The sequence below is a fragment of the Hydrotalea lipotrueae genome, from assembly GCF_019249625.1.
Taxonomy (GTDB): domain Bacteria; phylum Bacteroidota; class Bacteroidia; order Chitinophagales; family Chitinophagaceae; genus Hydrotalea; species Hydrotalea flava.
Map to the genome: position 1 here is coordinate 42,512 of NZ_JAESDL010000021.1, position 25,888 is coordinate 68,399.

Here is a 25,888-nt window from a genome sequence, read left to right on the forward strand (position 1 = left end):
ATTGGCTGTGTTTTCATCTATAATCAGATGCAATATGCTGCAATTTAAAAATTCTAATCCACTTCTAATCTATTCTTTGCATTTCTAACAAAAAATTTTATTGTTCCTGTTTAGCTTTGCAGTAAAAATAGCAGTAACCCATGCATCGCTTTTACAAAGCATATAATTTAATTGTTAAGTTACTTTTTTTTATCCTGTACATACTTTTTTTTGGGGTACAGTTGCTATTTAATTTTGATGCAGTACCTGAAGATCAAATTATTTATACACAGCTTCATTTACATGAAACTTATCAGCCGCATCAATATTTTAAAAAAGCAGTTTACACGCACAATAGTTCTCAACGGGGAGATAATATTCGTTTAAACAAACGTTATCAGCCCGAAACTGTAGCAGCTTCTACTTTCTTTGTATTAGCCATTATTCCGCTATTATTTATTTGCATTCCCTATTGCAAATATAGGGAATCTTTTGTATCTTACTTTCAGCATACTCTGGCGCTGAGAGGGCCACCCGTAGGTATGTAAACCAATCATTTCTTTTATTTCATTTTAAAAACCAACAGGTTATATGTTTGTATTAAACAGAAAGTCAATAATTGGCTGTATGCTAATTGTTGTATGGATAGGTAGTAGTGTAACTGTTACCGGCCAAACAATCCAGCCATTTTACTCATTACCTCAATTAACAGATTCTGCATTGCAGTATTATCCATCTATTATGAGTAAGCAGGCTTTAATAGCCAGTGCTAAAGCGGGTATTATGGATGCCAAACATGCTGCATTGCCATCACTTCAGGTACATGATCAGATAACAATGGCCACTGCCAATGGTGTTACCGGAACATTTCTTCCTTTGGGAATTGCTATTCCAACAGCAGGTGGCATAACCGCCGATAATAATTCACAAGCTGCTTCAGGCAATCTGGGTATGATATACAGCCAGTATGAGTTGTATAATTTTGGATTGAATAAAGCACGTGTAGAAGATGCAAAGGCCAATGAAAAATTTAGTGAAGCAGATTATGCAAAAGAATCATATCTGCTGAAACTAAATGTTGCGAATTATTATCTGGCCTTATTAAAAAATATACAACAGTTAGGTGTAGAACAAGATAATGTTCGGCGTTATGAAACCTTATTTAGTGTAATTAGAGCACAAACTGCCAGTGGGTTAAAGCCCGGTGTAGATTCTTCTTTAGCTAAGGCAGAATTAGCCAAAGCGCGTATTAATTTAAATAATCAGTCAGATGTGGTGCTTCGCTTACGCGAACAACTCTCTATGTTAACCGGCATACCCATGCAACGGTTAAATATAGATACGGCAGTAGATCGTTTTAATACCTTGATTAATCAAAATAATTTTACCAATCAGATAGATACCTTAGGTAATCCATTGATAGATTATTATCAGCAGATTAAGAACAGGTATATTTCTCAGGGACGTTTGATTCAAAAAACCTATCAGCCTAAAATTTATCTGGCAAGTGGTTTTTGGGGTCGCGGTTCCAGCATCGATTATCAGGATCAATACAAAGCTATCGGTACCGGATTTGGGTACCAACGGTATAACTACGCACTGGGTTTGGCATTTACCTATAATTTATTTGATGGTATTCATCGCAAAGATCAGATGGCTGTGAACAAGTTTGCTACACAATCCAGCGACTATGATTTGCAACAGCAAAAATTATATTTATCGAATGCCTATCAAAAGTCATTGGCTTCTATTGACATCATTCAGAAAAATTTGCAGGAAATACCCATTCAGTTACAATCGGCTCGCGATGCCTATCATCAAAAAGTTGCGCAATACAATGCCGGTTTAATTAATCTGATTGATTTAACCAACTCTGCTTTTGTATTATACCGCAGCCAAACAGACTATATTCAAACCATTACCAACTGGTTGCAGGCTAACTTAGATAAATCTGCCGCAGCCGGAACAATTGATTCATTCATCCAAACAATAAAATAATTTATATGGTACGAGCAGCCCTTAAAAGGCCCATTACGGTAATTGTATTGTTTGCAGGGTTATTGCTGTTTGCAGTAATGGCTTTACGAACCATACCTATTGATATATTCCCTAAACTAAATTCTCCTACCATTTATGTAATTGAACAATATGGCGGTATGTCTGCCGCACAAATGGAAGGTTTTTTTGCCACCCGTATGGCCGACCAGTTTTTGTATATAGATGGTGTCAAGAATATTGAAAGCAAAAATATTCAGGGTTTAACTTTAATTAAACTTACCTTTTATGAGGATGCAAATATGGCGGAAGCCTCAGCACAGGTTGCTTTGCAGGTAAATAGAACCATGGCATTCTTTCCACCAAGTGCCTTACCACCTACCGTTATTCGGTTTGATGCCTCTTCATTGCCGGTTGGTGAGTTAGTGTTTAGCAGCAAGACACGTCCGTTAAAAGACATCTTCGATCTGGCTGTTACGCGGATACGCCCTTTGTTTGCAACGGTACCGGGCTTGTCTGCACCACCACCTTTTGGTTCTAATGCACGTACCGTATTAATTAATATTGATCCTACTAAACTAAGTTCATTTAACCTATCTGCTGATCAGGTGGTAGAAGCCATTGCTAAAAACAATGCCATTTCACCATCAGGCAACATACGGATAGATAGTACCATGTATGTTACTTCGGTAAACTCATTGGAAACCAAAGTAAAAGATTTTGAAAATATACCTATTGTAAGTAATAATGCTACTTCCATTTTTGTAAAAGATGTAGCAAAAGTTACCGATGGGGCGGATATTACGGTAGACTATGCATTAATTAATGGCAAACGTTCGGTTTATATACCGGTAGTAAAAACAGCCAGTGCATCAACCTGGGGTGTGGTGCAAGACCTGCGTTCAAAATTACCTGAAATGCAAAGTTTGTTGCCCAGCGATGTACATATTCAATATGCATTTGACCAATCGGTGTTTGTAATTAACTCGGCCAAAAGTTTAATGACAGAAGGCATATTGGGCGCCATACTTACCGGGTTAATGGTACTACTATTTTTACAAGATTGGCGCAGTAGCGTGGTGGTAATTATTACCATTCCGGTAGCTATTTTGAGTGCTGTTTTCTTCTTAAAAATCGCAGGGCAAACCATTAATATCATGACACTAAGTGGTTTGGCTTTGGCCATAGGAATATTGGTAGACCAGGCAACGGTTACCATTGAAAATATACACCAGCACTTAGAAATGGGTAAGCCGAAAAAACAAGCCATTTTAGATGCCTGTCAGGAAATATCGTTCCCGCTTTTATTAATTTTATTATGTATCCTGGCGGTGTTTGCCCCTGCATTTGTAATGTCGGGTGTACCAAGAGCCATGTTCCTTCCTTTATCATTGTCCATTGCTTTTGCAATGATAGTATCTTATGTAGGTGCTCAAACTTTGGTGCCGGTTATTTCAAACTGGTTGTTGAAAGAAGATATGTTCAACAAATACAGCCATACCAAACAACATGCACATGCAGGTTTGGCATTAGACCAGCAGGAAGATGCCGAAGTAATTGAGCATACCAAAGAAGACGAAGAACACCAGGAAGAAGACAACTTCTTTCAACGGATTAAAGTGGCATTAGCCAGCCGCTTAACCAAGTGGATACCCAAGCGTAAACTGATTGTAATTGTTTATTTGATATTGGCATTTGGAGCAGCCGGATTTTGTTTTGTGATTATAGGTAAAGATTTATTGCCTAAAACCAACACCGGAGAATTGCAACTTCGGTTAAGAGAACCCGATGGAACCCGTTTAGAAGTTACAGAGCGGGCTACCAAAGGTGTTTTGAATATTATTGATTCAACAGTTGATAATAATGTTGAAATATCTTCTGCTTACGTAGGTTTGGTACCCAGTAATTTTGGTACCAGTAATTTATATATTTTTAATAGTGGTACGCATGAAGCCGTTATTCAAATTAATTTGAATGAAAAGTATAAGGTGAATATGGAAAACTTAAAAGAAAAATTACGGTATGCCATTGCCAAAGCATATCCTGATATTAAAATTTCTTTTGAGCCCATTGAATTAACCGAGAAAATTATGGCACAAGGTGCATCAACACCCATTGAGGTTCGCGTAGCGGGTAAGAATATGACCGATATTGAGAATTATGCCAATCGGGTAATGGGAAATATGAAGGCAATTCCTTTTCTGCGCGATGTGCAAATTGCAGAGCCTTTAAAATATCCTACCATCAATATAAAAGTAGATCGTGAAAAATTGGCGTTAATGGGTTTAACCATTGATAATGTTTCGCGAAGTATTACTGCCAGTACATCTTCCAGTCGTTATACCAATAAAAATTTCTGGTTAGATCCCAATAACTCTTATACCTATCAAACACAGGTACAAATTCCGGAATATGCCATGAATTCATTGGAAGAATTACAGGCTACTCCGCTGGTAAAAGGACAGGCCAGACCGGTGCTATCAGATGTAGCTACGCTTTCAGTAGATAGTTTACCGGGTGAATATGACAGAAGTGGCCCCAGACGTTTTGTTGTAATTAGTGCCAACATTTATAAAAAAGATTTAGGAGCTGCTACTACTGCAGTGCAGGCAGCGATTCATCAATCTGGCACACCGCCATCCGGATTAGTTACACAGGTAAAAGGAATGTCTTCGCTGCTGGTTGAAACATTAGATTCATTGCAAAGTGGATTGTTAGCAGCCATTATTGTAATATTGTTGTTATTGGCAGCAAATTATCAATCATTTGGTTTAGCAGTATCAGTATTGGCAACTGTACCTGCAGTATTGCTGGGTTCCATGCTCATGTTGCTGGCCACAGGTGCAACGCTGAACCTGCAATCCTATATGGGTATTATTATGTCAACGGGTGTATCGGTAGCTAATGCCATTCTTATTGTAACCAATGCTGAATCTTTACGGTTAGAATATAAAGATCCGTTTAAAGCAGCAGTAGTAGCTGCCAGTATCAGGCTAAGACCTATCTTAATGACCAGCCTTGCCATGATAGCAGGTATGATACCTATGGCAAGTGGTTTGGGTGAAGCAGGCGATGAATCAGCTCCATTAGGTCGTGCGGTGATAGGCGGATTGGCTGCATCTACAGTAGCTGCCTTATTCATAGTGCCTTTGGTATATGGATGGGTACAGCAAAAAGCTTCATTCAGGGATGTATCTCTGTTGCCTGAAGATGAGGTAAAAGATGATCATGCACCCAATCCCGCATAACATAAAATAACTATTTTATATGCAATTCATGTTATTCAATAATTAACTATAAAATTTACCACAATGAAATATTATATTGTTCTTTTCGGTACTTTATTGATGCTTGCATCCTGCTCTTCTAAAAAAGTAGAAAAGCAAAAAGACCCGCCTACAGTAGATACCACCACACATTATACGATAGCAACTGTAAAGAAAGGTGGCGTAAGTGTGGCATTAAAATTACCGGCCAAACTTGCTGCCTATCAGGAAGTAAGTATCTTTCCCAAAGTGAATGGCTATGTAAACAGTGTTTTGGTGGATATTGGTTCCAGGGTTTCAAAAGGCCAGCTTTTAATGGTATTGGAAGATCCGGAATTAGAACAAGCCATGTTACAAGCCAAAGAAAGATACGAACGATCTAAGGCAGATTTGTCTATTGACAAAGAAAATTATGTTCGTTTGTTAGAAGCAGCTAAAACACCCGGTGCTATTTCTCCATTAGATGTATCTGCAGCGCGAACCAAAGTGCAAGCCGATAGTTCATTAAGTAATGCCGAAAAAGCTAACTGGAAATACCAGGAAACCATGCTGGGCTATTTAAAAGTGTTTGCACCTTTTTCCGGAGTGATAACTGAAAGAAATGTGCATCCCGGTGCGCTGGTAAGTGCAGCCATTAAAGATCAACGTATGTTAGAACTGAAAGATATAGCACACCTGCGTTTACAAATTGATGTACCGGAAGATATTGCTGCTCATTTTAAAGATAAAGATACAATTGCCTTTTATACCAGTGCTTTTCCGGGAAAAAGGAATATTGGTTTTGTAAGCAGAAATTCTTATAATGTTAATCCTCAATTTAGAACCCAACGGATGGAAGTTGACGTATACAATAATAATTACCTGCTTTCTCCGGGTATGTTTGTAGAAGTGCAATTATTTACAAAAGGTAATCCGAACGCTATGTCTGTTCCTAAATCAGCAGTTGTTACATCTACTGAAAGAAAGTATGTAATTGTTGTCAGAAATGGAAAAGCAGTTAAAGTAGATGTACATACCGGAAATGATGATGGCACTCAGATTGAAGTGTATGGTGCAATACAACCCGGTGAAGAAATAATTAGTAATCCAAGTGATGATATTAAAGATGGAAGTACCATTCATGCATAAATAGCATTACTGATATATAAAAAGCGACCGGGAAGTAATTTTCGGTCGCTTTATGTTTTATGATACTTATCTTATTTGGTATATGATTCTATGTTAGTTTTGGTTGCAAAGCGCATGAATAAAACAGTAGCTGCATCCGGTTGTCCGTGCAGATGTATAAAAAACTGTACCCAACACAATAATCACCAATAATGCCAGTATAATGATAAATCCGTTTTTACGCATATATTTTCTTTATTTTCAACTATACAAAATTACCCGGGATTCTTGCTTTACTCATATAATATCCTTTTATGCACTATAACTGTTGGTAATCACTATGCTTATTTAGTAGGCTAATTCCCATACATTTAATCTGGCTGTTTAATCATTTCTATGTGATCTATTCCATCTTCATCATATACATCACTGCTTTGTACAAAACCAAGCGATTCATAAAACTGTTTTAAATACAATTGCGCACCAATTTGTATAGGAGCTTTTCCAAACAATTCATAGCAAGATGCAATTGAATGTAGCATTAATGCACGCCCTATTTTCTGTTTACGAAAATTTGGTGCAGTAACCACTCTTCCTATACTCATAAATCGGTATACCTTGCCCGGTGCTATTAAACGGGTATAAGCGGCCAACTGATTATTCACAAATCCCATGCAATGGTAGCTGAATTGGTCTTTATTATCCATATCTAAAAACACGCAATTTTGCTCCACTACAAATACTTCACTTCTTAGTCTTAGCAGGTTATATAATTCATCGGGTGTTAATGTATGAAATGCTTTTATCTGCCAATCAATACTTTTATTGCTATCTTCCATTCTAAAATTATTTTTTGTAGGTTTAATCGGGCATTATTTGTTGTAAAAACTGGATGCTTTTGTTGTATGTGTCAATTAAGTTTACTCCTGTCCACCCATGTCCTGCACCTGCATATTGATTATATTGATGGGTTATATTGTACTGAATCAGCCGGTTATTTAAACTATCACTTTGGCTAATGGGTATCACATCATCAGCCGTTCCGTGAAAGATAATGGTGGATGGCAGGTTGGCTGTGATAACTAAATATAACGGGTTGGAACTGATGTGGCCTGGTATGTTAGTAGCAGGTGTTCCACTCATGAAAATAGATATCAGTGCCGGATATGTTGGATTCGGCGCATTATAATACAACGCAGCTAAATCAGTGAGGTCAAATAAATCAACCACTGCTTTTATTTTATTGGGATGGGTATAACCTAATAGTAAAGCTAATTGAGCACCTGCTCTGGCGCCAAATACAGCCGATTTGCCGGTATTGATAATATACTTTGCTTGTTGCTGTTGAATGAATTGAAATGCGCTGTTGATATCTGATAATTGTGCAGGCCATACATTGGCTCCCTGAATGGTTGCCAAACGGTAATTGATATTGCACAATGCAAAATTGGGTAAACTGTTTTGTAGGGTTTGTATAGCGGTATCAAAATCAGCTTTATCTCCTGATGTCCATGCGCCTCCATGAATGAGGATTAATGCTTTGGTATGGAGGGTATTTCTTCCGGCAGGTAAGTAAACATCCATTTTTTGTAACGGGTCATTTCCATAAGATACATTCTTGATAGTTTGAGCTGTTAATGACCCATTATTGGATACCATATTTTTTTTGTTGCAGGCCATGAAACCTGTTAAGGTAAATGCAACAAAAAAAAGATAACAGCAACTATTGTTGATTTTCATGCAGCTATGTTGATGGCAATAAAATTAATTAAAACTTTGGTTGCAAATAGGCTACAGTTTTCAAAACAGTTTTCTATTATCTATTGCTGGCTGGTATTCACACGCTTTACTGGTTATAAAAGTATGCCACTGAATACTAAAATAATTAAGAAGCTTCAATGTTTATCTTCCTTCAATACCAGGCACCACAGGCAGACTTTCATTCCCAGCTTCACCAACTGATTGTACTGCAAAAAAATAATTGTCCTTAGAATATGGCAGATCAGCACTGGTAGCAGTGGTAAATAATTTCTTTTGCCAGAAAGCGCTGGTAGTTTCCCGCATTAAAATATAATATCCCTTTACGTTGCCGGTGGCGGGTTTATCCCAATGCAGGCTGGTATAATTGCTTAATTTTTTTACTTCTACAGTTACATTTTGTGGCATGGCAGGTGCTTTGGCTAAATTTGCAAGGTTGGCTAAGTTAATGGCTGTGTTTTTTCTTAGGTATTCATAGTCCATAAATTCAGGCAAATCGCCATATTGAATGCCATTTTCTTTTCTTACATCCTGATGTTGGTGGTAATAGTTTTCATTCATTTCAGTAAACCTTACTGCAGCAAAACCATTTTCAACATAGGGCAAGTGGTCGCCACCTCTTAAAAAGCGGTCGTTTCTGTAAATCATTACCACCTGAATATTGTCTACATATCTTTCGCCAATTTCTTTTACATAACGGGCTAACTGACGGGCCTTACCGTCGTTTTCCAAACCTAATGCCCGAATACGTTTGGCTTGTTTTTCTGTTTCATAAGCCGGTAATCCTTCGCTAAAAACTCTGATTCTTGTATTGTCAATAATATTGGTTTCGCTGCTGTTGTTGCTGCCCATGATATCGTTGTTTAGTACAGCTTCAATATCCCAACCTTCTTTTTTGGCTTTTTTGGCCATATAGTATGCACCTAATAAACCCTGCTCTTCTCCACTCACTGTTACAAAAATTACAGTAGCAGGAAAAGCATGTCGGCTCATAATTCTGGCACATTCAATTACAGCTGCTGAACCGCTGCCGTCGTCGTTGGCACCGGGTGCATCATTTACCCGATCCATTACATTGGTGCGCATATTATCTAAATGCCCGCTGATAATAAAAACACGATGGTCGTTCGGATCAGTGCCTTTTAAAGTAGCTATTACATTGCCTAAAATAATGGTACTATCTACTCTTTTTCCATCCGGATGATACGTAACCGTGTCAATAAAAGCAGTTAAACGGCCGTTACTGGCAGTAGCAAATTCATTGAATTTTTGTAATACCCATTTTCTGGCAGCACCAATACCTCTTTTAGGATTGGTTTGTGTGCTGAGCGTATTGCGTGTGCCAAAGTTTACTAAAGTTTTAATGTAACTGTGTAGTGAATCGGAAGATACTTCTTTTACCATTGCTGCAATTTCAGGATCGCGGTCAATAATGGTTTGGCTATAAATAGCTGAAGAGCTAACTGCTAAAAGCAGTAGGGTGCAATAAAATTTTCTCATAGCATTTGTTTATTGTTTAAAGATAAATAGAAAGATGGTTTTGAAGATTAGTAATTGTATTTGTTTTTCCAGCGTTCTTTTAAAAATTTTCTGATTTCATTTTCTCTGGTATTGTTTCCGGGTGAATAAAACGTTGTGCCAGATATTTCTTTGGGCAAATATTCCTGATTCAAAAAATTACCTTCACCCAAATGCGGATATTGGTAGTTTTTTCCATAATCTAAATTTTTCATTAAAGTAGTAGGGGCATTGCGAATGTGTAATGGAACGGAAAGATCGCCGGTAGTTCTTGCTGTTTGCAATGCTTTATTAATGGCTTCGTATGCAGCATTACTTTTTGGTGAACCTGCTAAATACGTGGCACACTGGCTTAAAATAATTCTGCTTTCCGGATATCCGATTTTATTCACTGCATCAAAAGTGGCATTGGCCAATAATAACGCATTGGGATTGGCGTTGCCAATATCTTCACTGGCAAAAATAACCATACGCCGGGCAATAAATTTAACATCTTCCCCGCCTTCTATCATACGTGCCAGCCAGTATACAGCAGCATTCGGATCGCTTCCCCGCATGCTTTTAATAAAGGCAGAAATAATATCATAGTGTTGCTCGCCATTTTTATCATACAGCGCCACTTTTTGTTGGGCAATGGCTGTTACCATTTCGTTGGTAATTGTAATATTTTTTTCTTTGGAGGATAGAATAACCAGTTCAAATAAATTGAGCAATTTTCGGGCATCACCTCCGGAAAGTTGCAATAGCGCAATGGTTTCTTTTAATTGAATGGAGTAGGTTTGCAGAGTTGCATCTTTCTCAATAGCGGTTTGCAATAGTTGCAACAAATCATTTTCCTGTAATGGTTTTAAAAGATATACCTGGCAACGGCTCAGCAAAGCTGCATTAACTTCGAAAGAAGGATTTTCGGTTGTTGCACCAATTAAGGTAATAATGCCTTGTTCAACAGCGCCTAATAATGCATCCTGTTGGCCTTTGTTGAAGCGATGAATTTCATCTATAAATAAAATGGCACGTTTGGTTTGCCTGGCTGTTTCAATGACTTCTCTTACTTCTTTTACGCCGCTGCTAATGGCGCTGAGTTGAAAGTAAGGTACCTGTAAAGTATTAGCAATAATATTGGCTAAGGTTGTTTTACCCACGCCAGGTGGTCCCCATAAAATAATGGAAGGAATATAACCTTGTATCAGCGCTTTATTGAGAATACTGTCTTTTCCGGTAAGGTGCTGTTGGCCGGATAATTCCTGTAAAGACTTTGGACGCATTCTTTCCGCCAAAGGAGGCATTGTGTTCATGCCTGAAAAGTAAAAAAAAATATTCAGGGTATGGCCAACAAAAAATTATTTTAAGAATAAAGCTGCATATTTTTTCATGAGTTGGTAGGTGGTTAAAATATGCACAAATAAAACAATAGAAAAAGGCAGCATAATTAAAATGGCATTGTGCATGGCAGCCATTAATTCGGATGAAGTGATGTTGGCAGGCAAGTTAGCTGGTTTAGATTCGTTTAATACAGCTAAAAATTTGGCATACATGTCCTTGTTGGAAAAGAAATATAAAATGGAAACACAAGATATAATGGCTAATACTGAAAAGATAATAGCTATTGCAGCATTAATTTTAATCCAATCTTTCAAGGTTGCTTTACAAGGGCTGTTTTTTAAGATGCCTTTGTATAAAAAAACAGCACTGGCAAAAATATAAATTACCACACAGGCCAATATCACAGCACTTAGCATAACAGTTGGATTGCCAATGCCGGCAAAAATGGAAATTACACTCTCAAAGCCAAACAGGGTAGCAAAGGGAAGTAAAATGATGGTAAGAATTCTATAAATACTTAATATTTTCATACTTATTTTTTACTGTTTCAATATTTCAGACTGCTGAGGTGTTGTTATTTGAATCGGTTACTGTAGGTTCAGTTTTATTTGTAACTCTTTAAATTGTTTTTCATCAATAGGGCCGGGGGCATCTAACATCACATCTCTGCCGCTGTTGTTTTTGGGGAATGCAATAAAATCGCGGATGCTTTCGCTGCCGCCTAAAATGGCGCAAAGCCGATCGAACCCAAATGCCAATCCGCCGTGTGGTGGTGCACCATATTCAAATGCACCGAGTAAAAATCCAAATTTGTGTTGTTGTTCTGCTTCATCCATACCCAGTGCATCAAACATTTTTTCCTGGAGTTGGCGTTGATAAATACGAACAGAACCACCGCCAATTTCATTGCCATTCAATACCATATCGTAGGCATTGGCTTTTATATTGGCATAGGGGTGCTCTAAATATTTTGCAGGATCAGTAATAACTGGCGAGTGTTGAATCATGGTTTCAATGTCTTCCGGTTTGGGCGAGGTGAAAGGATGGTGCCTGGCAACCCATCGGTTGTCTTCTGAATCATATTCAAACAATGGAAAATCAAGTACCCACAATAATTTAAATTCATCTTTTTTGCGTAAGCCTAAACGGTTGGCCATTTCAAGCCTCAATTCGCTCATGGCCTTACGTGTTTTTTCTTCTGTTCCGGCTAATAATACAATTAAATCGCCGGGTTGTGCATTGGCTGCGGCTGCAATGGCTTTTAGCTTATCCTCACTGTAAAACTTATCTACACTGCTTTTGAGTGTTCCATCGGTATTGTACTTAATAAATACCAAGCCTTTCATGCCAATTTGTGGTCTTTTTATCCATTCGGTTAATTCGTCGGTTTGTTTACGGGTATATTCACTACAGCCCGGAATGGCAATGGCAATAACGGTTTCGGCTTCATCAAACACTTTAAAATCGGCACCATTAATAAGATGTGCCTGATTTTGTTTACCAGAAAATGCATGTGCCGGAAATTTAATATTACACAGGGGCATATTAAAACGAATATCGGGTTTGTCGTTTCCAAATTGCCACATCGCTTCTTCCCACGACATGCGTTCAACCGGTGCTGTATAGTCAATATTTTTTACTGCTTTAAAAATGTGTTTCACCAACCCTTCAAACATGTTTAAAATATCTTCCTGTTCCACAAAACTCATTTCACAATCTATTTGTGTAAACTCGGGCTGGCGGTCGGCTCTTAAATCTTCATCTCTAAAACATTTTACAATTTGGTAGTATCGGTCGTAACCGCTTACCATTAGCAATTGCTTAAATGTTTGCGGGCTTTGCGGCAGTGCATAAAATTGTCCCGGATTCATGCGGCTGGGTACCACAAAATCTCTGGCCCCTTCGGGGGTAGATTTAATAAGGAAAGGCGTTTCTATATCCATAAAACCGTGTTCGTGCAGGTAGTTGCGGGTTGCACGGCTCACTTCGTATCGAAGCACTAAATTTTTCTTTACAGTATTTCTGCGTAAGTCGAGAAATCGGTATTTCATGCGCACATCATCACCACCATCGGTATCATCCTGAATAGTAAAAGGTGGTACAGCCGATTTATTTAGAATGCTAAATTCAGTCACCACTACTTCAATATCGCCGGTAGCTAATTGAGGGTTTTTATTGCTTCTTTCCTGCACCATGCCTTTTGCCTGAATTACAAATTCGCGGCCTAAAGGATTGGCTTCTAAAGTATCGTTCAAACTTTCATTAAAAAGCAGTTGCGTAATGCCATACCGGTCTCTGATATCTACAAAAGTGATGCTGCCAAATTTCCGAATGGTTTGCACCCAGCCTGCCAGGGTTACATTTTTTTGTACATCGTTGCTGTTTAATTCTCCACAGGTATGCGTTCTATACATGATTCTTTTTTTAATATTTGTATTTATATTGCCAAAGTATGTTTTAAAATGGGTTATTTTTTGTAAGGGTAAACCCCTGTTAGAAGGTTGCCGGGCAGTAAGGAAGGCGCTGCAGTGTGCGACGCAACGAAGCTGAACCTACTACAAAAGCCGGTAACATAACTAACTTTATGGGCTGCAAATATAGCTGAAATGCGATTTGATGGATGCAGAATTATGCCGTTAGTTGTATGGCCTTTTGCCGATAATGTTGTGTGTAAGTACGACTATTGCTGTTTTACAAACTATCCAATGCATTTTTGTGTTTGGGTTTCCAATACAAATAGTAGAAGGCCAAAATAAGAATACCAATGCTAAAGGGAATCATGGCCAGATGTTTGAATGTGATACCCGGTAAAACCATTTGTTCATCAAAATGGAGAAATTCACTAATCATCCAATAAGAGTTAGCAGTAATCCAAACGGTTATGGCCAAATTGTGGCACAACTCCGACATGAATTGCCGGGTCCGATATGCAATAACAATAGAAATAATCAGGGTTGGAAAAATCATGGCAATGCCTAAGGCGCCAAAACATGCACCAGCTAATGTCTTTAAACAGCCAGAAAACTATGTGCAGGTTTTCCATTTTTCGGTATTTTAATGGAATATTATATTGTTTTTCGGAAGTGATTGTATCGATATCCATATCTATTGGATTGGCTAAACCATTGGCAATAATTGCAGGTTGAGGCACTTTCATTCGTTTGGGTTGATGAATTAAGCAAATAGTCTGCAATATTAATTTTTTATGAACAAATCAGGGAGCTAAAATTTTATGGAAACGATGGATGGCCACCTCCGGTATAAGTGGCTGACCATACTTTAAATGTTCGCTGAATACTTTAGCAAAATAAGGTGCCAATGAACAACCTTTGGTACCCAATCCATTGAATATGCCAATTTGCGGAAAATAGGGGTGCATTCCTATAAAAGGTCTTCGTTCCAGTGTGGCAGGCCGCTCAGCAGCAACATGTGCCTTTATTTCAAAAGGCAATTGTAGCCATTGCTGTAATTGTTGCAGGGTTTTTTGACGAAAAACTTCTGTTGGATTAGCGTGTTCATAATTCCATTCATACGAAGACCCTGCCCACCACAGGTTGTTTTGACAGGGCACCAGACTAAGGCTCTGTTTATAAATGTGTTGCCTTGGTAATTGTTGTATTGCTAAAATCAATGCTTCTCCTTTATTGGGTGCAAAAGGAAGTTTTTGAAAATAAGGTAAATTGGCAGCCTGTGTACCATTACAAAAAATAATAGCTTTTGCTTGAATACCCTGATATTGAATATAAGAGGGATGGATTTGTAATGCCTCTATGCTAAAATGTTCTGCAATCAGTAATTGCTGTGTACATAATTTTTTCCGCCAGGTTTGAATGAGCAGTTGCAGGTTCACCAGCCAGGTAGGATGGGTTTCGCCAACACCGAATGGGTAGTTAAAATATTTTTTCCATTGAAGCGAATTTTCCGGAACACGTAAATATTCAGTTTCGGTGGGTAATCGATTGGTAAATGCCAGCTGCATTTGTGGCGTGGAATGAAAATCGAGTAAATTGGTTTGTTGTATCAACGAAATATTCAATTCTTTTTCTAATGCCTGATAGGCGTTTACTGCAAATGGCATAAGAGTTTCAATCATCCAGGTTCTTACAAATCTTCTGCCTGTAATAGGATTTATTACACCGCTGGCAATATTAGAAGCAGATGACGGATTGTAATTATCAATAATAGTAACGGTATTGCTTTGTTGTAATAAATAATAACTGAGCATAGTGCCTGCAATGCCTTGCCCAACAATTAAATAATCCACTTCCATTTTTCAAAAATATAAATAAAATGAACCGGATGAGGCTAATTTTTTTTTTCTGAAACATTGATTTGTATTGAAGGCGCATAGCTTTTGTATTCCTGAAGTTCGGCTGCAATACTTGCAATGCCCGATGAAAATCGTCCGGATTGTGTAATGACAGCAAAATATTGCAGATTAGTTTTTCCTTTAGGCAGGGAAGCAATGAAAAAATGATTGCCAGAAAGGTTGATTTGTTCAGCTACAAGAACAGTTGATTGGCGAGGATGGGCAATGATTTGCATACAAGCAGAATAATTATCTGTAATGGTAACTGCCTTAACTGAAGGTAATGTATTTTGAATGGAGAGTTGAATCATAATTGTATCGCCAATGGCAAGTGGTTCATTTTCTGATAAAAGCTGTAGTTGTGTTTGGTGGTTGAATGTTTTTTGTACAAAAAGTTTTTTACTCAGCTTCCAAGATTGATGGGTAGCAGGAATTGCAGCAACATCCTGCAAATATTGCCATTGAATATTGCCATAAAAGATTGACGTTTCGTTTTGTGAGGTTTGAATAGTAATATGGGCCAGAGTTGAGTCTATGCTATTGCCGGAAATATGAACGTTACAATTCTTTTCAATTGAAAAAATATGATTCCCCAGTGTAAGAGTAGCAGGAGGATTTAACAATATTCTTTCCTGCAATATTAAAGCACCTGCCTGCGCTATTAACCAGCTTTCGGCAATATTATTATTGTGTTGTATCTGCAAAGCCAATGTGTGTAAGGCTTTGGGTAAAACGGTTTTGATAAATGGATATTGGTGCACGTCTGCATTTTGTAAAAACTGAATGATCTGAATTTGCGTGTCAAACGCATTGGGTGAAAAAATATCTTTTGTTCCCGATGGCCAGCTTGCAGTTGCATTGTTTGCACTTGTAATAACGCTCTGTTGAATGGTTTGCAGTATAGTTTTATACAGCAATCCGGTATCGTTATATTGTTGTAATATGGCTCCCATTAATGCCTGATTAGCCAGTGTGTATTGAGTAGCATGTTTTTTTAAGCTGTTGAAAAGAATAGTATTTGAAGGGTAGGTAACCAGCCAATTTTTCAACAGGCTTTTACTATAGCAGTAAAGTAATGCTGTAATTGTTAAATCAGGTGCTATTGTGTTGGATAGTGATTTTTGAACAAACAACAATCCCTGTTGCATCAAAGGAAATAATGCTGCTTTGGTAGCACTGTCAGTTTGATGGTTTATATATACCTTACTTAAGATGGTAATAATTTTTGCAGTAAGCAGTGCATTGACTTCTTTATTCAAACCTGTTGCAAAACTGCCATTGGTTTGTTGTAATTTTTTTAAACTTTCAATAGCATTTTCATCTTGCAATTCTTTTTGTGGTGCATTACTACTTAAATGAAAGAAATTGAATTTAGAAGTGGGCTGGGTGTTATTTGATGCCGTAAAAACAGGCGAGGGCAATAATGATAAACAGGCAGGTAATGTTTGATAATTTTGTAAAAGTTGTTGGGAAAAGAATTGTGATACAACTGACATTGGATTGTTTTTGTTTGCAAATTGCAATTTTTTCAGGGCTTCTATGGCCTGCCATATTGGTTGTGTTGCAATAATTGCTGTAAATGATTTGTTGGAAATACTTTCTTCATTGGCATTGTTCAAATCTTTCAAATAAATAGAATTGCCATTGCCTGTATGAAATGTGCATGAAAAGTTTTTATGAATGATGGCACGGTTCGGGAAAATGGGGATTGTGTTTTTTGCACTATCTGTACAATTACCGGATACTGCTTTTACAGAAAGTAGTATAGGTTGATTGAATCCGTATGGAACCTGAATTGGAAAATTGATAGCAACACTATCTCTTTGGGATGCAGTAAAATACTGTACCGGAAAGGTGTTGACAAACCAGCCATCTACCGGATTTCCTGTTGCTGCATCTGTAAGTTGTAATTGCATTTGTCCGGTTAATTCGGCATTGGTTTTATTGTGAATGTTTACGGTTAGATATGCCAAATCGCCCTCTCTTAAAAAAGCAGGTGTTTTTAAATGAATTTCTATTCCATTCCGCGTATTGAAATTGGTTTTTGATTCTACCTGTGTAAAAACTAATAAAAGGCTACAAAATAAAAAAATAATTACTGCCGTTTTTTTTAAGTGCATGTAACAATATTAGTGATAAAAAATTAAGAATGGGCTTGCATACATGAGTTCATTCATGATAGGGCAATAAAAAAATCCTGCCATAAGCAGGATTCATTCTATAGATTACTATTGTATTATTTTTTCAGAACAGCAGCCATGGTTTTGCCAATATCTGCAGGGCTGGCTACTACATGAATACCACAGTCGGCCATAATTTTCATTTTTGCAGCAGCAGTATCTTCTGTGCCGCCAATAATGGCACCTGCGTGTCCCATTCTTCTACCGGGAGGTGCGGTTTGTCCGGCAATAAAGCCTACTATAGGTTTGGTTGCATTCTCTTTAATCCAACGGGCAGCATCAGCTTCCATACTACCGCCAATTTCACCGATCATTACAATGCCTTCTGTTTCAGGATCATTCATTAAAAGTTTTACTGCTTCAACAGTTGGGGTGCCGATAATGGGGTCACCACCAATACCAATGGCAGTGCTGATACCTAAACCTGCTTTTACAATTTGGTCAGCCGCTTCATAAGTTAAAGTGCCTGATTTTGAAACGATGCCTATTTTACCGGGTTTAAAAATAAAGCCGGGCATAATGCCAATTTTTGCTTCGCCTGCTGTGATCACACCTGGGCAATTGGGTCCTATTAAGCGGGTATTTGTACCTTGTAAGTAATTTTTTACTTTCACCATATCTTGTACGGGAATTCCTTCTGTAATACAAACCACCAGTTCAATACCTGCTTCAGTTGCTTCCATGATGGCATCAGCAGCAAAGGCAGGAGGAACAAAAATGATGCTTACATTGGCCTGGGTTGCTTTTACAGCATCGGCTACCGTATTAAAAACAGGCCTGTCTAAATGGCTGGTACCGCCTTTATTGGGTGTTACACCACCCACAACCTTGGTGCCATATTCAATCATTTGCGTGGCATGAAAAGTGCCTTCCGTTCCTGTGAATCCTTGTACCAAAACGCTGGAACTTTTATTTACTAATACAGACATAATAAAAAATTGAAATTAAAAAGATGTGCAAAAATAATGAATTATGCCCCAATAAGATGATGCCGGTTTATGAATTACATGAAAACTTTGGCAGATAAAAAAATCACCGGGATAATTCATGATTAGTTTTGTGCATTTTTCCAAGCAATCCCTACATTTGCAACCTTAATTAAATTTTATTTAAATTATTGAATAATGGCAACTACAGCAGACATCAGCCGCGGCTTAATCATTAAATTAGACGGAAGCCTTTACAGTGTTGTTGATTTTGGAGAGAATAAAACAGCACGTGCCGCTGCAAAAGTTTGGGCAAAATTAAAAGGTGTAGATAATAAACGCACCATTGAAAAAACCTGGAATAGTGGTGAAAATATTTTTCCTGTTCGGGTAGAAAAAAAAGCTTTTCAGTTTTTATATAAAGATGATAGTGGTTATAATTTAATGAATAATGAAACTTTTGAGCAAATTAGCCTTTCAGAAGAAATGATTGATGCACCTCAGTTTTTGAAGGATGGTTCAGAAGTATTTGTTTACATCAATACCGAAACAGAAACACCAATTGGTGCAGAATTGCCGGAGAAAATTGTTGTAAAAATTACGTATTGCGAACCCGGATTAAGAGGCGATACCGCTACCCGTGCACTAAAGGCTGCAACCATTGAAACCGGTGCAACTGTGAATGTACCGTTGTTTGTAGAAGAAGGTGAACTTATAAGAGTGAATACTAAAACCGGCGATTATATTGAACGCGTAAAAGAATAAATTCACGTTACAATAAAAATAGCTTCGCAAATTGCGGGGCTATTTTTTATTATACAAGGTTTGTTTGGAACAGGAAAAAAAATCAAATTCCAAAAAATGACTTAATTTGAACAAAAATTAGCTATTTTGCCCCACTTTTAGTTAAAAAACCCCTTTTTTAAGCAAAAAATATGCACTATGGACTTAAAGCAAATTCACGAACTCATTAAGATTATTAATAAAAGCAACATCGGAGAAATAAGTATTGAAGACAAAGATGGTAAAGTAACCATCAAGCAAAAAGAAGAGCAGGTAATTACGATGTCGGCACCGCCACAGCAAGTATACAATGTTGCCCCGCCTGCTGCTCCCACAGTAGTAGCATCAGCTCCAGCCCCTGCACCCACTGCTGCACCTGCAACTCCAAAGCCTACTGAAGAAAGTAAGTTATTAACTATCAAAAGCCCAATGATTGGTACTTTTTATCGAAAATCAGCACCCGGTAAACCCAATTTTGTAGAAGTGGGAAGCGAAGTTGAAGTAGGTACCGTGGTATGTATCATCGAAGCAATGAAATTATTTAATGAAATAGAAAGTGAAGTGAAAGGTACTATAGTTAAAGTGTTAGTGGAAGACAGTACTCCTGTAGAATATGATCAACCATTATTTTTGGTAGAACCTAACTAAGCATTATTTATTACCAAATCATTGTTGATGTATTGATGTAGCCAAGTTTTTGATCTGTTCAATTACAAAAGCTGCACATCCTATCAATTACTGAAATTCATCCATTGAAAATCAGTTCTATTAGTGTAGTTCAATTATTTTATTTGTTTTCAACAGTACAACTTAAAAAAAATGTTTAAAAAAATACTAATCGCAAACAGGGGTGAAATTGCTTTAAGAGTTATTAGAACCTGTAGAGAAATGGGTATTAAAACTGTAGCCGTTTATTCAACTGCTGATAAAGACAGTTTGCACGTTCGATTTGCCGATGAAGCTGTTTGTATTGGAAAACCTGCAGGCTCTGAATCGTATTTAAATATACCTCATATAATGGCTGCTGCTGAAATTACCAATGCAGATGCCATTCACCCCGGATATGGGTTTTTAGCAGAAAATGCAAAATTCTCTCAAATATGTGCCGATCATGGCATTAAGTTCATTGGGCCAACTCCGGAAATGATTAATGCAATGGGCGATAAAATTACTGCCAAAGAAACTATGATTAAAGCTGGCGTACCTGTAGTTCCGGGTAGTGGAGGTTTATTAGAAAGTGTAGAGCAAGCAAAAGTATTGGCAAAAGAAATTGGCTATCCTGTAATTTTAAAAGCAACTGCAGGTGGTGGTGGAAAAGGTATGCGTGAAGTATGGCAAGAAAGTGAAATGGAACGTGCTTTTAATACCGCTAAAGCAGAAGCCGGTGCCTCATTTAAAAATGATGGGGTGTATATGGAAAAATTTGTAGAAGAACCCCGCCATATTGAAATTCAGATAGCCGGTGATCAGTATGGAAATGTTTGCCATTTAAGTGAGCGAGATTGCTCCATTCAAAGAAGGCACCAAAAGTTAATAGAAGAATCCCCATCACCCTTCATGACTCCCGAATTGCGTGAAGCGATGGGTGCTGCAGCTATTAAAGCTGCTTCAGCCATTAATTATGAAAGCGTTGGTACCATTGAGTTTTTGGTAGACAAACACCGAAATTTTTACTTCATGGAAATGAATACCCGTATTCAGGTAGAGCATTGTGTAACGGAAGAAGTAATTAATCACGATTTAATTAAAGAACAAATCAAGATTGCATTGGGCGAACGTATTTCAGGAAAAAACTATTTTCCGCAAATGCATGCTATTGAGTGCAGAATCAATGCAGAAGATCCCTATAATGATTTCAGGCCATCGCCCGGAAAAATTACTACCTTACATACGCCAGGTGGGCACGGGGTTCGGGTGGATAGCCATGTATATGCCGGATATGTAATTCCCCCCTATTATGATTCTATGATTGGTAAATTAATTACCGTTGCACAAACCCGTGAAGAAGCCATTGATACTATGTACAGGGCTTTAAGTGAGTATGTAATTGAGGGTGTAAAAACTACCATTCCTTTTCATTTGCAATTAATGAAGAATGAAGATTTCAGGAGTGGCAACTTTACAACTAAGTTTTTAGAAACATTTAAAATGCAATAAAAAAGATTTGCCTGAATGAAAAATAAAAACCCTTTGGAAGATTAAACTTCTTAGAGGGTTTTTTTGAAACATATCTAAAACAAGCGGGGTAATAATATCAGTTTTTATTCTGTTGCATTATTGTTGGTTTCGGTTTTGCATCCGTTGTTTGCGTTCCTGTTCATAAAAATCTGCTACTTTTTGTGCAAGTGCCGGATCGTTGTTTAAAGCGGCAGTCCAGCGTTTCATTCGTAAATCATTCAATGCTTTCATTTTGGCCATTCTTTCATCCCGACTTAAATCACGCATGCCACGCGTTTGCTGCATCATGTCCATATTAATCGAAACAACCGAATCAGCCTGAACATCGGTTAAATGTAAGTTGGAGGCTTTCAGCTGCTCTAACTGACGGGCTTTCATTTGTGCCGGATCAAAATTGCCGCCCATCCGCTGGGCCATACTTTTACCTGCAAAACCAACGGTAAAAATAATTAGTGTAATAAAAATTTTTTTCATACAATCTTGTTTATTTGTTTTTAATATTTGTTTATTACGACCTTAAAGCTACAACAGGGTTTATTACATTACTATTCTATTCGGCGAAAGGAATAAAAATGCGGTTAAATTCAAAAGCCCTGAACAAAAAAATGAACAGGGCTTTTGGGGTTAAAATTTGGATTAATTTAGGCTTTATCTTAAAAATAACAACTCACGGTATTTGGGTAAGCTCCAGTGTTCATCATCTACCAAAGCTTCTAATTTATCAACATGGTATCTGATTACATCAAAATACGTTTCCTTCACCTGTGTACAATAAGCAATAGCTTTGGTTCTTGTATTTTCAATATTATTAGCAACTTTTCTGGCTTCTACCAGTGCATGTACTTTTTCATATACTACCTGCAAATGCTCACTGATTTTATTCAAAATTTCTAATTGGCTTTTATATTGGCTTTCCGGTATACCTGCTGCTTTTAAACCTGTAATATTCTGAATCAATTCATTTTGATATTTAATGGCTGTGGGTATAATATGGTTGAGTGCCAAATCGCCCATAATTCTGGCTTCAATCTGTACCTTTTTAATATATTTTTCCAGCTCAATTTCGTGTCTGGCTTCTAATTCTGCAACAGAAAATACGCCATTCTTTTCAAATAATTTCTTTGCTTTATCTGTAACCATAGCATCCAATGCTAATGGGGTAGTGGGTACATTCGGTAAACCTCGGCGTTCAGCTTCATGGTGCCAGGCTTCACTGTAACCATCACCTTCAAATAATACTTTTTTGCTTTCAACAATATATTTTTGGATGGTTTGCATAATGGCAATTTCTTTTTTATCGCCTTTCTCAATTAATGCATCCACATCTTTTTTAAATTGTTGCAGTGTTTCAGCCATAATCACATTTAAAACAGTCATGGGGTTTGCACAGTTTGCAGAAGAACCAACTGCTCTAAATTCAAATTTATTGCCTGTAAATGCAAATGGTGAAGTTCTGTTTCTGTCAGTATTGTCTAACATCAACTCAGGAATCGATCTGTGAATGTCTAATTTTAAAATGGCTTCATCCTGCTCGTCAAATTTGTCGCTTACACGGGTTTCAATTTCATTCAACACTTTGGCTAAATATTGGCCAACAAATACAGAAATAATTGCCGGAGGTGCTTCGTTTGCGCCCAAACGGTGATCATTACCAGCAGATGCAATGGAAGACCTTAATAAATCTGAGTAATCGTGAACAGCTTTAATGGTATTCACAAAAAAGGTTAAGAACATTAAATTGGTTTTGGGCGTTTTGCCGGGCGATAATAAGTTTACCCCGGTATCGGTAGCCATACTCCAGTTATTGTGTTTGCCGTTTCCATTAATACCTGCAAATGGTTTTTCATGAATCAATACTCTTAATTTATGGCGGCGTGCAACACGATCCATAATATCCATCAATAAAGCATTGTGATCTACTGCTACACTAACTTCTTCAAAAATAGGCGCTACTTCAAATTGCGAGGGGGCTACTTCATTGTGTCTGGTTTTTAAAGGAATACCCAATTTATAACACTCATTTTCAAAGTCGCGCATGAAATGGTATACTCTTTCCGGAATAGAGCCAAAATAATGGTCTTCTAATTGCTGTCCTTTTGCCGGTGCAGCTCCAAATACGGTACGGCCGCATTGAACCAGGTCAGGACGTGCATTGGCAAGGCGTTCATCAATCACAAAATATTCCTGTTCCCAACCTAAGGTAGCTGTTACTTTGGTTACATTTTTATCGAAATAATTACAAACATCAACAGCGGCTTTATTTAAAGATTCTAAGGCTTTTAATAAAGGCGCTTTATAATCCAATGATTCGCCGGTATAGGAAACAAAGATGGTAGGAATACATAAAGTTTTTCCCTGGCCAATTTCTATAATAAAAGCCGGAGAAGAAGGATCCCAAGCAGTATATCCACGTGCTTCAAAAGTAGCCCTTAAACCGCCACTTGGGAAAGAAGAAGCGTCCGGTTCCTGTTGAATCAGCGCATCTCCGTCAAATTGTTCCAAAGCAGTACCATCTCCTTTTAAAGTAAAAAAACTATCATGCTTTTCGGCAGTAGTACCGGTTAAGGGTTGAAACCAGTGTGTAAAGTGCGTAACGCCTTTGCTTTCGGCCCATGCACGCATTCCGTTGGCAATAGAAGCCGCAACAGCACGGTCTATTTTTTTGCCGCCTTTAATACTGCCTAAAAGACTTTTATATGCATCATCACTCAAATATTCTCTGGCGGTTTTTAAAGTAAACACATTCTCGCCAAAAATTGCTGAAATTTTGCTGGTTGCTACCGCTAAATCGGCAGGCTGATTAGAAAGGTTGTTGATTGCCTGAAATCGTAATGACATATTTTTTTTGATTTTGAGCTACAAAATAAAAGCAATTTTTTAGAAAAATTGCAAAAATTTTAGAATTAGCTTATGAATTTTTCATTAAAATGTAAAAAATAAAAACATTTCAATAAATATAATGTGTATTTGTGTCTTTTGTAATACTTTGTTTAAACATATTACTTATTGATAACGGCTGATTATTGAGCAAGATTTTTTATTTTTTTAAGGTTATTAATAAATGGGAAAGTCCATTTAACTGAATTTCATACATGGTTTCTAATAATATGCCCAGCCGTCCTTTGGGAAAACCTTTTCTGGCAAACCATTCCAAATAAGCAATGGGCAGGTCACAAATAAGCCGGTCCTTATACTTGCCAAAAGGCATTTTTACGCGAACTAAATCTTGTAAAATGGTAGGATCGCCGGCTATCATTTGAAAAAAATATTTTATTTAAAATAATTGCAGGCTAAAAGTAATTACAAAAATGTACTAAATGCAGCTATTTGACAATTGTTTGAAGGCCCATTGCTTTATATGGCTTGTGATACAATAAATAAAACGAATGGACGTTATATTTGGAAATACAAATATTTTTTTTAATAAATATTTGGTATAATGTTTTGAGCATGCGCTTTTGGTGAACTGTCTTCGTTTGTTCTTATTCCCAAATTCCTTCGAAAAATCCGATGTAGCATAGTTTGTGTGATAGTTGTAGTTTAAATTTTTTACCTGACTATTATAAATGAATATTAAATAAATATTTTATATAATTGGCATTGATTTTGGTAATTAATGACCAACTTCTATGCCAATTCTTTGAAAAATTAAAATTGGCCGTACTATGTTATACTTACGCCCCTGGTTTAAAAAAGAACAGTTTTGTAAAAAAATACGTTTTGCAAAGTTGATATTGGCTATTACAGAACGTATTAAGCGTATTATTTGGCAGAAATACGAATGCCCCGTTGGAAAAGTTGCCGATGTTTCAGATAGTATTATTTGGAATTACAGTATGCTGAAAAGCCGTTACATGTACAAAGACTACTGGGTAGATGTGGTTCCTTGCAGCAGTAATGAACGATATATTAAAAAATTAATTCATATTGCCGATGAATTAAACCCTTACTTGTCTGATGAAGAAATGGTTGAACAATATAGTCTTTTAACTTCTTAAGGTACTTTTTACACTTTGTCTTGGTTCTTGGTAAATAATTTTCTTAATAATCTGGTAAAGTTTCTTAGTTGTATTTTGCATCAAAATCTGTATATTAGCACAAGTGAATGAAAATAAAACTTTTTCAAGCACATAACTTTATCCAAATCCATCCGCAAAAACCAAAAGCTATGTATTTAATTAAACCATGGTTCAGACAGCATCCTTTTTCTCCCAAAATTAGATTGGCGAGTTTAGTTGTAAAACTCTCAGAAAAATTGATTCAACAAAAAATGGACATTGCCAAAAATGGCCTGTCTTCAGAATCAGAAAGTATTGTATGGAGTTATACCATGCTGAAAAGCAGGTATATGAACAAGATGTTTTGGTTAGACACCATTTCCGGTAAAAGCAGTAATGACAGGTATTTGCATCAATTGGTTCCATTACTGTCTGATGAACTGCGCAGCGAATTAAATGATGTTGAATTAGTCGTTCCTCAAAAACGAATCGAACACAATGGGATCAATAGTTTATGAACAAATGCGGATAAAAAAGGTTGCAGGAAAAGAAAGAAAAGGATAAAAAA

Annotated in this window: 22 protein-coding genes; 10 read left to right on the top strand and 12 right to left on the bottom strand. The window is 37.3% G+C overall.

Features of this window, described 5'->3' with window-relative positions:
- The first annotated feature begins 140 nt into the window (after window positions 1-140).
- The 4 genes from JK139_RS12040 (at window position 141) to JK139_RS12055 (ending at window position 6,368) form a co-directional block, all read left to right on the top strand.
- On the top strand, window positions 141-527 hold the full coding sequence (locus tag JK139_RS12040; protein ID WP_074419149.1) for a hypothetical protein: 387 nt from the start codon (window positions 141-143) through the stop codon (window positions 525-527).
- Window positions 528-606: 79 nt separating this feature from the next.
- The gene (locus JK139_RS12045; RefSeq protein WP_179852345.1) at window positions 607-1,977 is read left to right on the top strand and encodes a TolC family protein; all 1,371 of its coding nucleotides are present in this window, start codon (window positions 607-609) and stop codon (window positions 1,975-1,977) included.
- A 5-nt stretch (window positions 1,978-1,982) separates the two neighbouring features.
- A complete protein-coding gene (locus tag JK139_RS12050) occupies window positions 1,983-5,222 on the top strand; it encodes an efflux RND transporter permease subunit (protein ID WP_081298643.1) in 3,240 nt (1,079 codons plus the stop codon).
- A 63-nt stretch (window positions 5,223-5,285) separates the two neighbouring features.
- Window positions 5,286-6,368 (top strand): efflux RND transporter periplasmic adaptor subunit, encoded by a 1,083-nt coding sequence (locus JK139_RS12055; RefSeq protein WP_074419152.1) that lies wholly within the window; start codon window positions 5,286-5,288, stop codon window positions 6,366-6,368.
- Between the two features lie 350 nt (window positions 6,369-6,718).
- Here JK139_RS12055 and JK139_RS12060 read toward each other — a convergent pair whose 3' ends face one another.
- From JK139_RS12060 to aspS, 6 genes are all read right to left on the bottom strand, one after another.
- Window positions 6,719-7,186: a GNAT family N-acetyltransferase gene (locus tag JK139_RS12060; protein ID WP_074419153.1), complete on the bottom strand. Its 468-nt coding sequence runs from the start codon at window positions 7,184-7,186 to the stop codon at window positions 6,719-6,721.
- 22 nt (window positions 7,187-7,208) lie between these two features.
- Window positions 7,209-8,027: an alpha/beta hydrolase gene (locus JK139_RS12065; protein WP_218331372.1), complete on the bottom strand. Its 819-nt coding sequence runs from the start codon at window positions 8,025-8,027 to the stop codon at window positions 7,209-7,211.
- A gap of 222 nt (window positions 8,028-8,249) precedes the next feature.
- Window positions 8,250-9,605 (bottom strand): M20/M25/M40 family metallo-hydrolase, encoded by a 1,356-nt coding sequence (locus JK139_RS12070; protein ID WP_218331373.1) that lies wholly within the window; start codon window positions 9,603-9,605, stop codon window positions 8,250-8,252.
- Window positions 9,606-9,652: 47 nt separating this feature from the next.
- Window positions 9,653-10,918 carry a replication-associated recombination protein A gene (locus JK139_RS12075; RefSeq protein ID WP_025584905.1) on the bottom strand — a complete coding sequence of 422 codons (1,266 nt, stop codon included), beginning with the start codon at window positions 10,916-10,918 and terminating at the stop codon, window positions 9,653-9,655.
- A 45-nt stretch (window positions 10,919-10,963) separates the two neighbouring features.
- Window positions 10,964-11,476: a hypothetical protein gene (locus JK139_RS12080; protein ID WP_075051534.1), complete on the bottom strand. Its 513-nt coding sequence runs from the start codon at window positions 11,474-11,476 to the stop codon at window positions 10,964-10,966.
- 57 nt (window positions 11,477-11,533) lie between these two features.
- Window positions 11,534-13,360 carry an aspartate--tRNA ligase gene (aspS, locus tag JK139_RS12085; protein WP_218331374.1) on the bottom strand — a complete coding sequence of 609 codons (1,827 nt, stop codon included), beginning with the start codon at window positions 13,358-13,360 and terminating at the stop codon, window positions 11,534-11,536.
- A 415-nt stretch (window positions 13,361-13,775) separates the two neighbouring features.
- On the opposite strand from aspS, the gene JK139_RS12090 reads away from it, so the two are divergent.
- Window positions 13,776-13,925 carry a hypothetical protein gene (locus JK139_RS12090; protein WP_218331375.1) on the top strand — a complete coding sequence of 50 codons (150 nt, stop codon included), beginning with the start codon at window positions 13,776-13,778 and terminating at the stop codon, window positions 13,923-13,925.
- A 235-nt stretch (window positions 13,926-14,160) separates the two neighbouring features.
- On the opposite strand, the gene JK139_RS12095 is transcribed toward JK139_RS12090, so the two are convergent.
- From JK139_RS12095 to sucD, 3 genes are all read right to left on the bottom strand, one after another.
- The gene (locus tag JK139_RS12095; RefSeq protein WP_075051536.1) at window positions 14,161-15,216 is read right to left on the bottom strand and encodes an NAD(P)/FAD-dependent oxidoreductase; all 1,056 of its coding nucleotides are present in this window, start codon (window positions 15,214-15,216) and stop codon (window positions 14,161-14,163) included.
- A gap of 35 nt (window positions 15,217-15,251) precedes the next feature.
- A complete protein-coding gene (locus JK139_RS12100; RefSeq protein ID WP_218331376.1) occupies window positions 15,252-17,375 on the bottom strand; it encodes an alpha-2-macroglobulin family protein in 2,124 nt (707 codons plus the stop codon).
- 116 nt (window positions 17,376-17,491) lie between these two features.
- Window positions 17,492-18,364 (bottom strand): succinate--CoA ligase subunit alpha, encoded by an 873-nt coding sequence (gene sucD, locus JK139_RS12105; protein WP_218331377.1) that lies wholly within the window; start codon window positions 18,362-18,364, stop codon window positions 17,492-17,494.
- A 195-nt stretch (window positions 18,365-18,559) separates the two neighbouring features.
- On the opposite strand from sucD, the gene efp reads away from it, so the two are divergent.
- The 3 genes from efp (at window position 18,560) to accC (ending at window position 21,301) form a co-directional block, all read left to right on the top strand.
- Window positions 18,560-19,126 (top strand): elongation factor P, encoded by a 567-nt coding sequence (efp, locus tag JK139_RS12110; protein WP_068242686.1) that lies wholly within the window; start codon window positions 18,560-18,562, stop codon window positions 19,124-19,126.
- Window positions 19,127-19,303: 177 nt separating this feature from the next.
- A complete protein-coding gene (gene accB, locus JK139_RS12115) occupies window positions 19,304-19,792 on the top strand; it encodes an acetyl-CoA carboxylase biotin carboxyl carrier protein (protein WP_075051539.1) in 489 nt (162 codons plus the stop codon).
- A gap of 171 nt (window positions 19,793-19,963) precedes the next feature.
- Window positions 19,964-21,301 (top strand): acetyl-CoA carboxylase biotin carboxylase subunit, encoded by a 1,338-nt coding sequence (accC, locus tag JK139_RS12120; protein WP_075051540.1) that lies wholly within the window; start codon window positions 19,964-19,966, stop codon window positions 21,299-21,301.
- Window positions 21,302-21,418: 117 nt separating this feature from the next.
- Here accC and JK139_RS12125 read toward each other — a convergent pair whose 3' ends face one another.
- From JK139_RS12125 to JK139_RS12135, 3 genes are all read right to left on the bottom strand, one after another.
- Window positions 21,419-21,796, bottom strand: coding sequence for a hypothetical protein (locus JK139_RS12125; protein WP_075051541.1), 378 nt, complete (start codon window positions 21,794-21,796; stop codon window positions 21,419-21,421).
- Window positions 21,797-21,970: 174 nt separating this feature from the next.
- Entirely contained in the window at window positions 21,971-24,160 is a 2,190-nt protein-coding gene (locus tag JK139_RS12130) for a glutamine synthetase III family protein (protein WP_075051542.1), read from the bottom strand.
- Between the two features lie 199 nt (window positions 24,161-24,359).
- Window positions 24,360-24,578 (bottom strand): DUF3820 family protein, encoded by a 219-nt coding sequence (locus tag JK139_RS12135; RefSeq protein ID WP_218331378.1) that lies wholly within the window; start codon window positions 24,576-24,578, stop codon window positions 24,360-24,362.
- 409 nt (window positions 24,579-24,987) lie between these two features.
- On the opposite strand from JK139_RS12135, the gene JK139_RS12140 reads away from it, so the two are divergent.
- Window positions 24,988-25,320 carry a hypothetical protein gene (locus JK139_RS12140; protein ID WP_218331379.1) on the top strand — a complete coding sequence of 111 codons (333 nt, stop codon included), beginning with the start codon at window positions 24,988-24,990 and terminating at the stop codon, window positions 25,318-25,320.
- Between the two features lie 170 nt (window positions 25,321-25,490).
- Entirely contained in the window at window positions 25,491-25,838 is a 348-nt protein-coding gene (locus tag JK139_RS12145; protein WP_218331380.1) for a hypothetical protein, read from the top strand.
- Window positions 25,839-25,888: the final 50 nt, after the last annotated feature.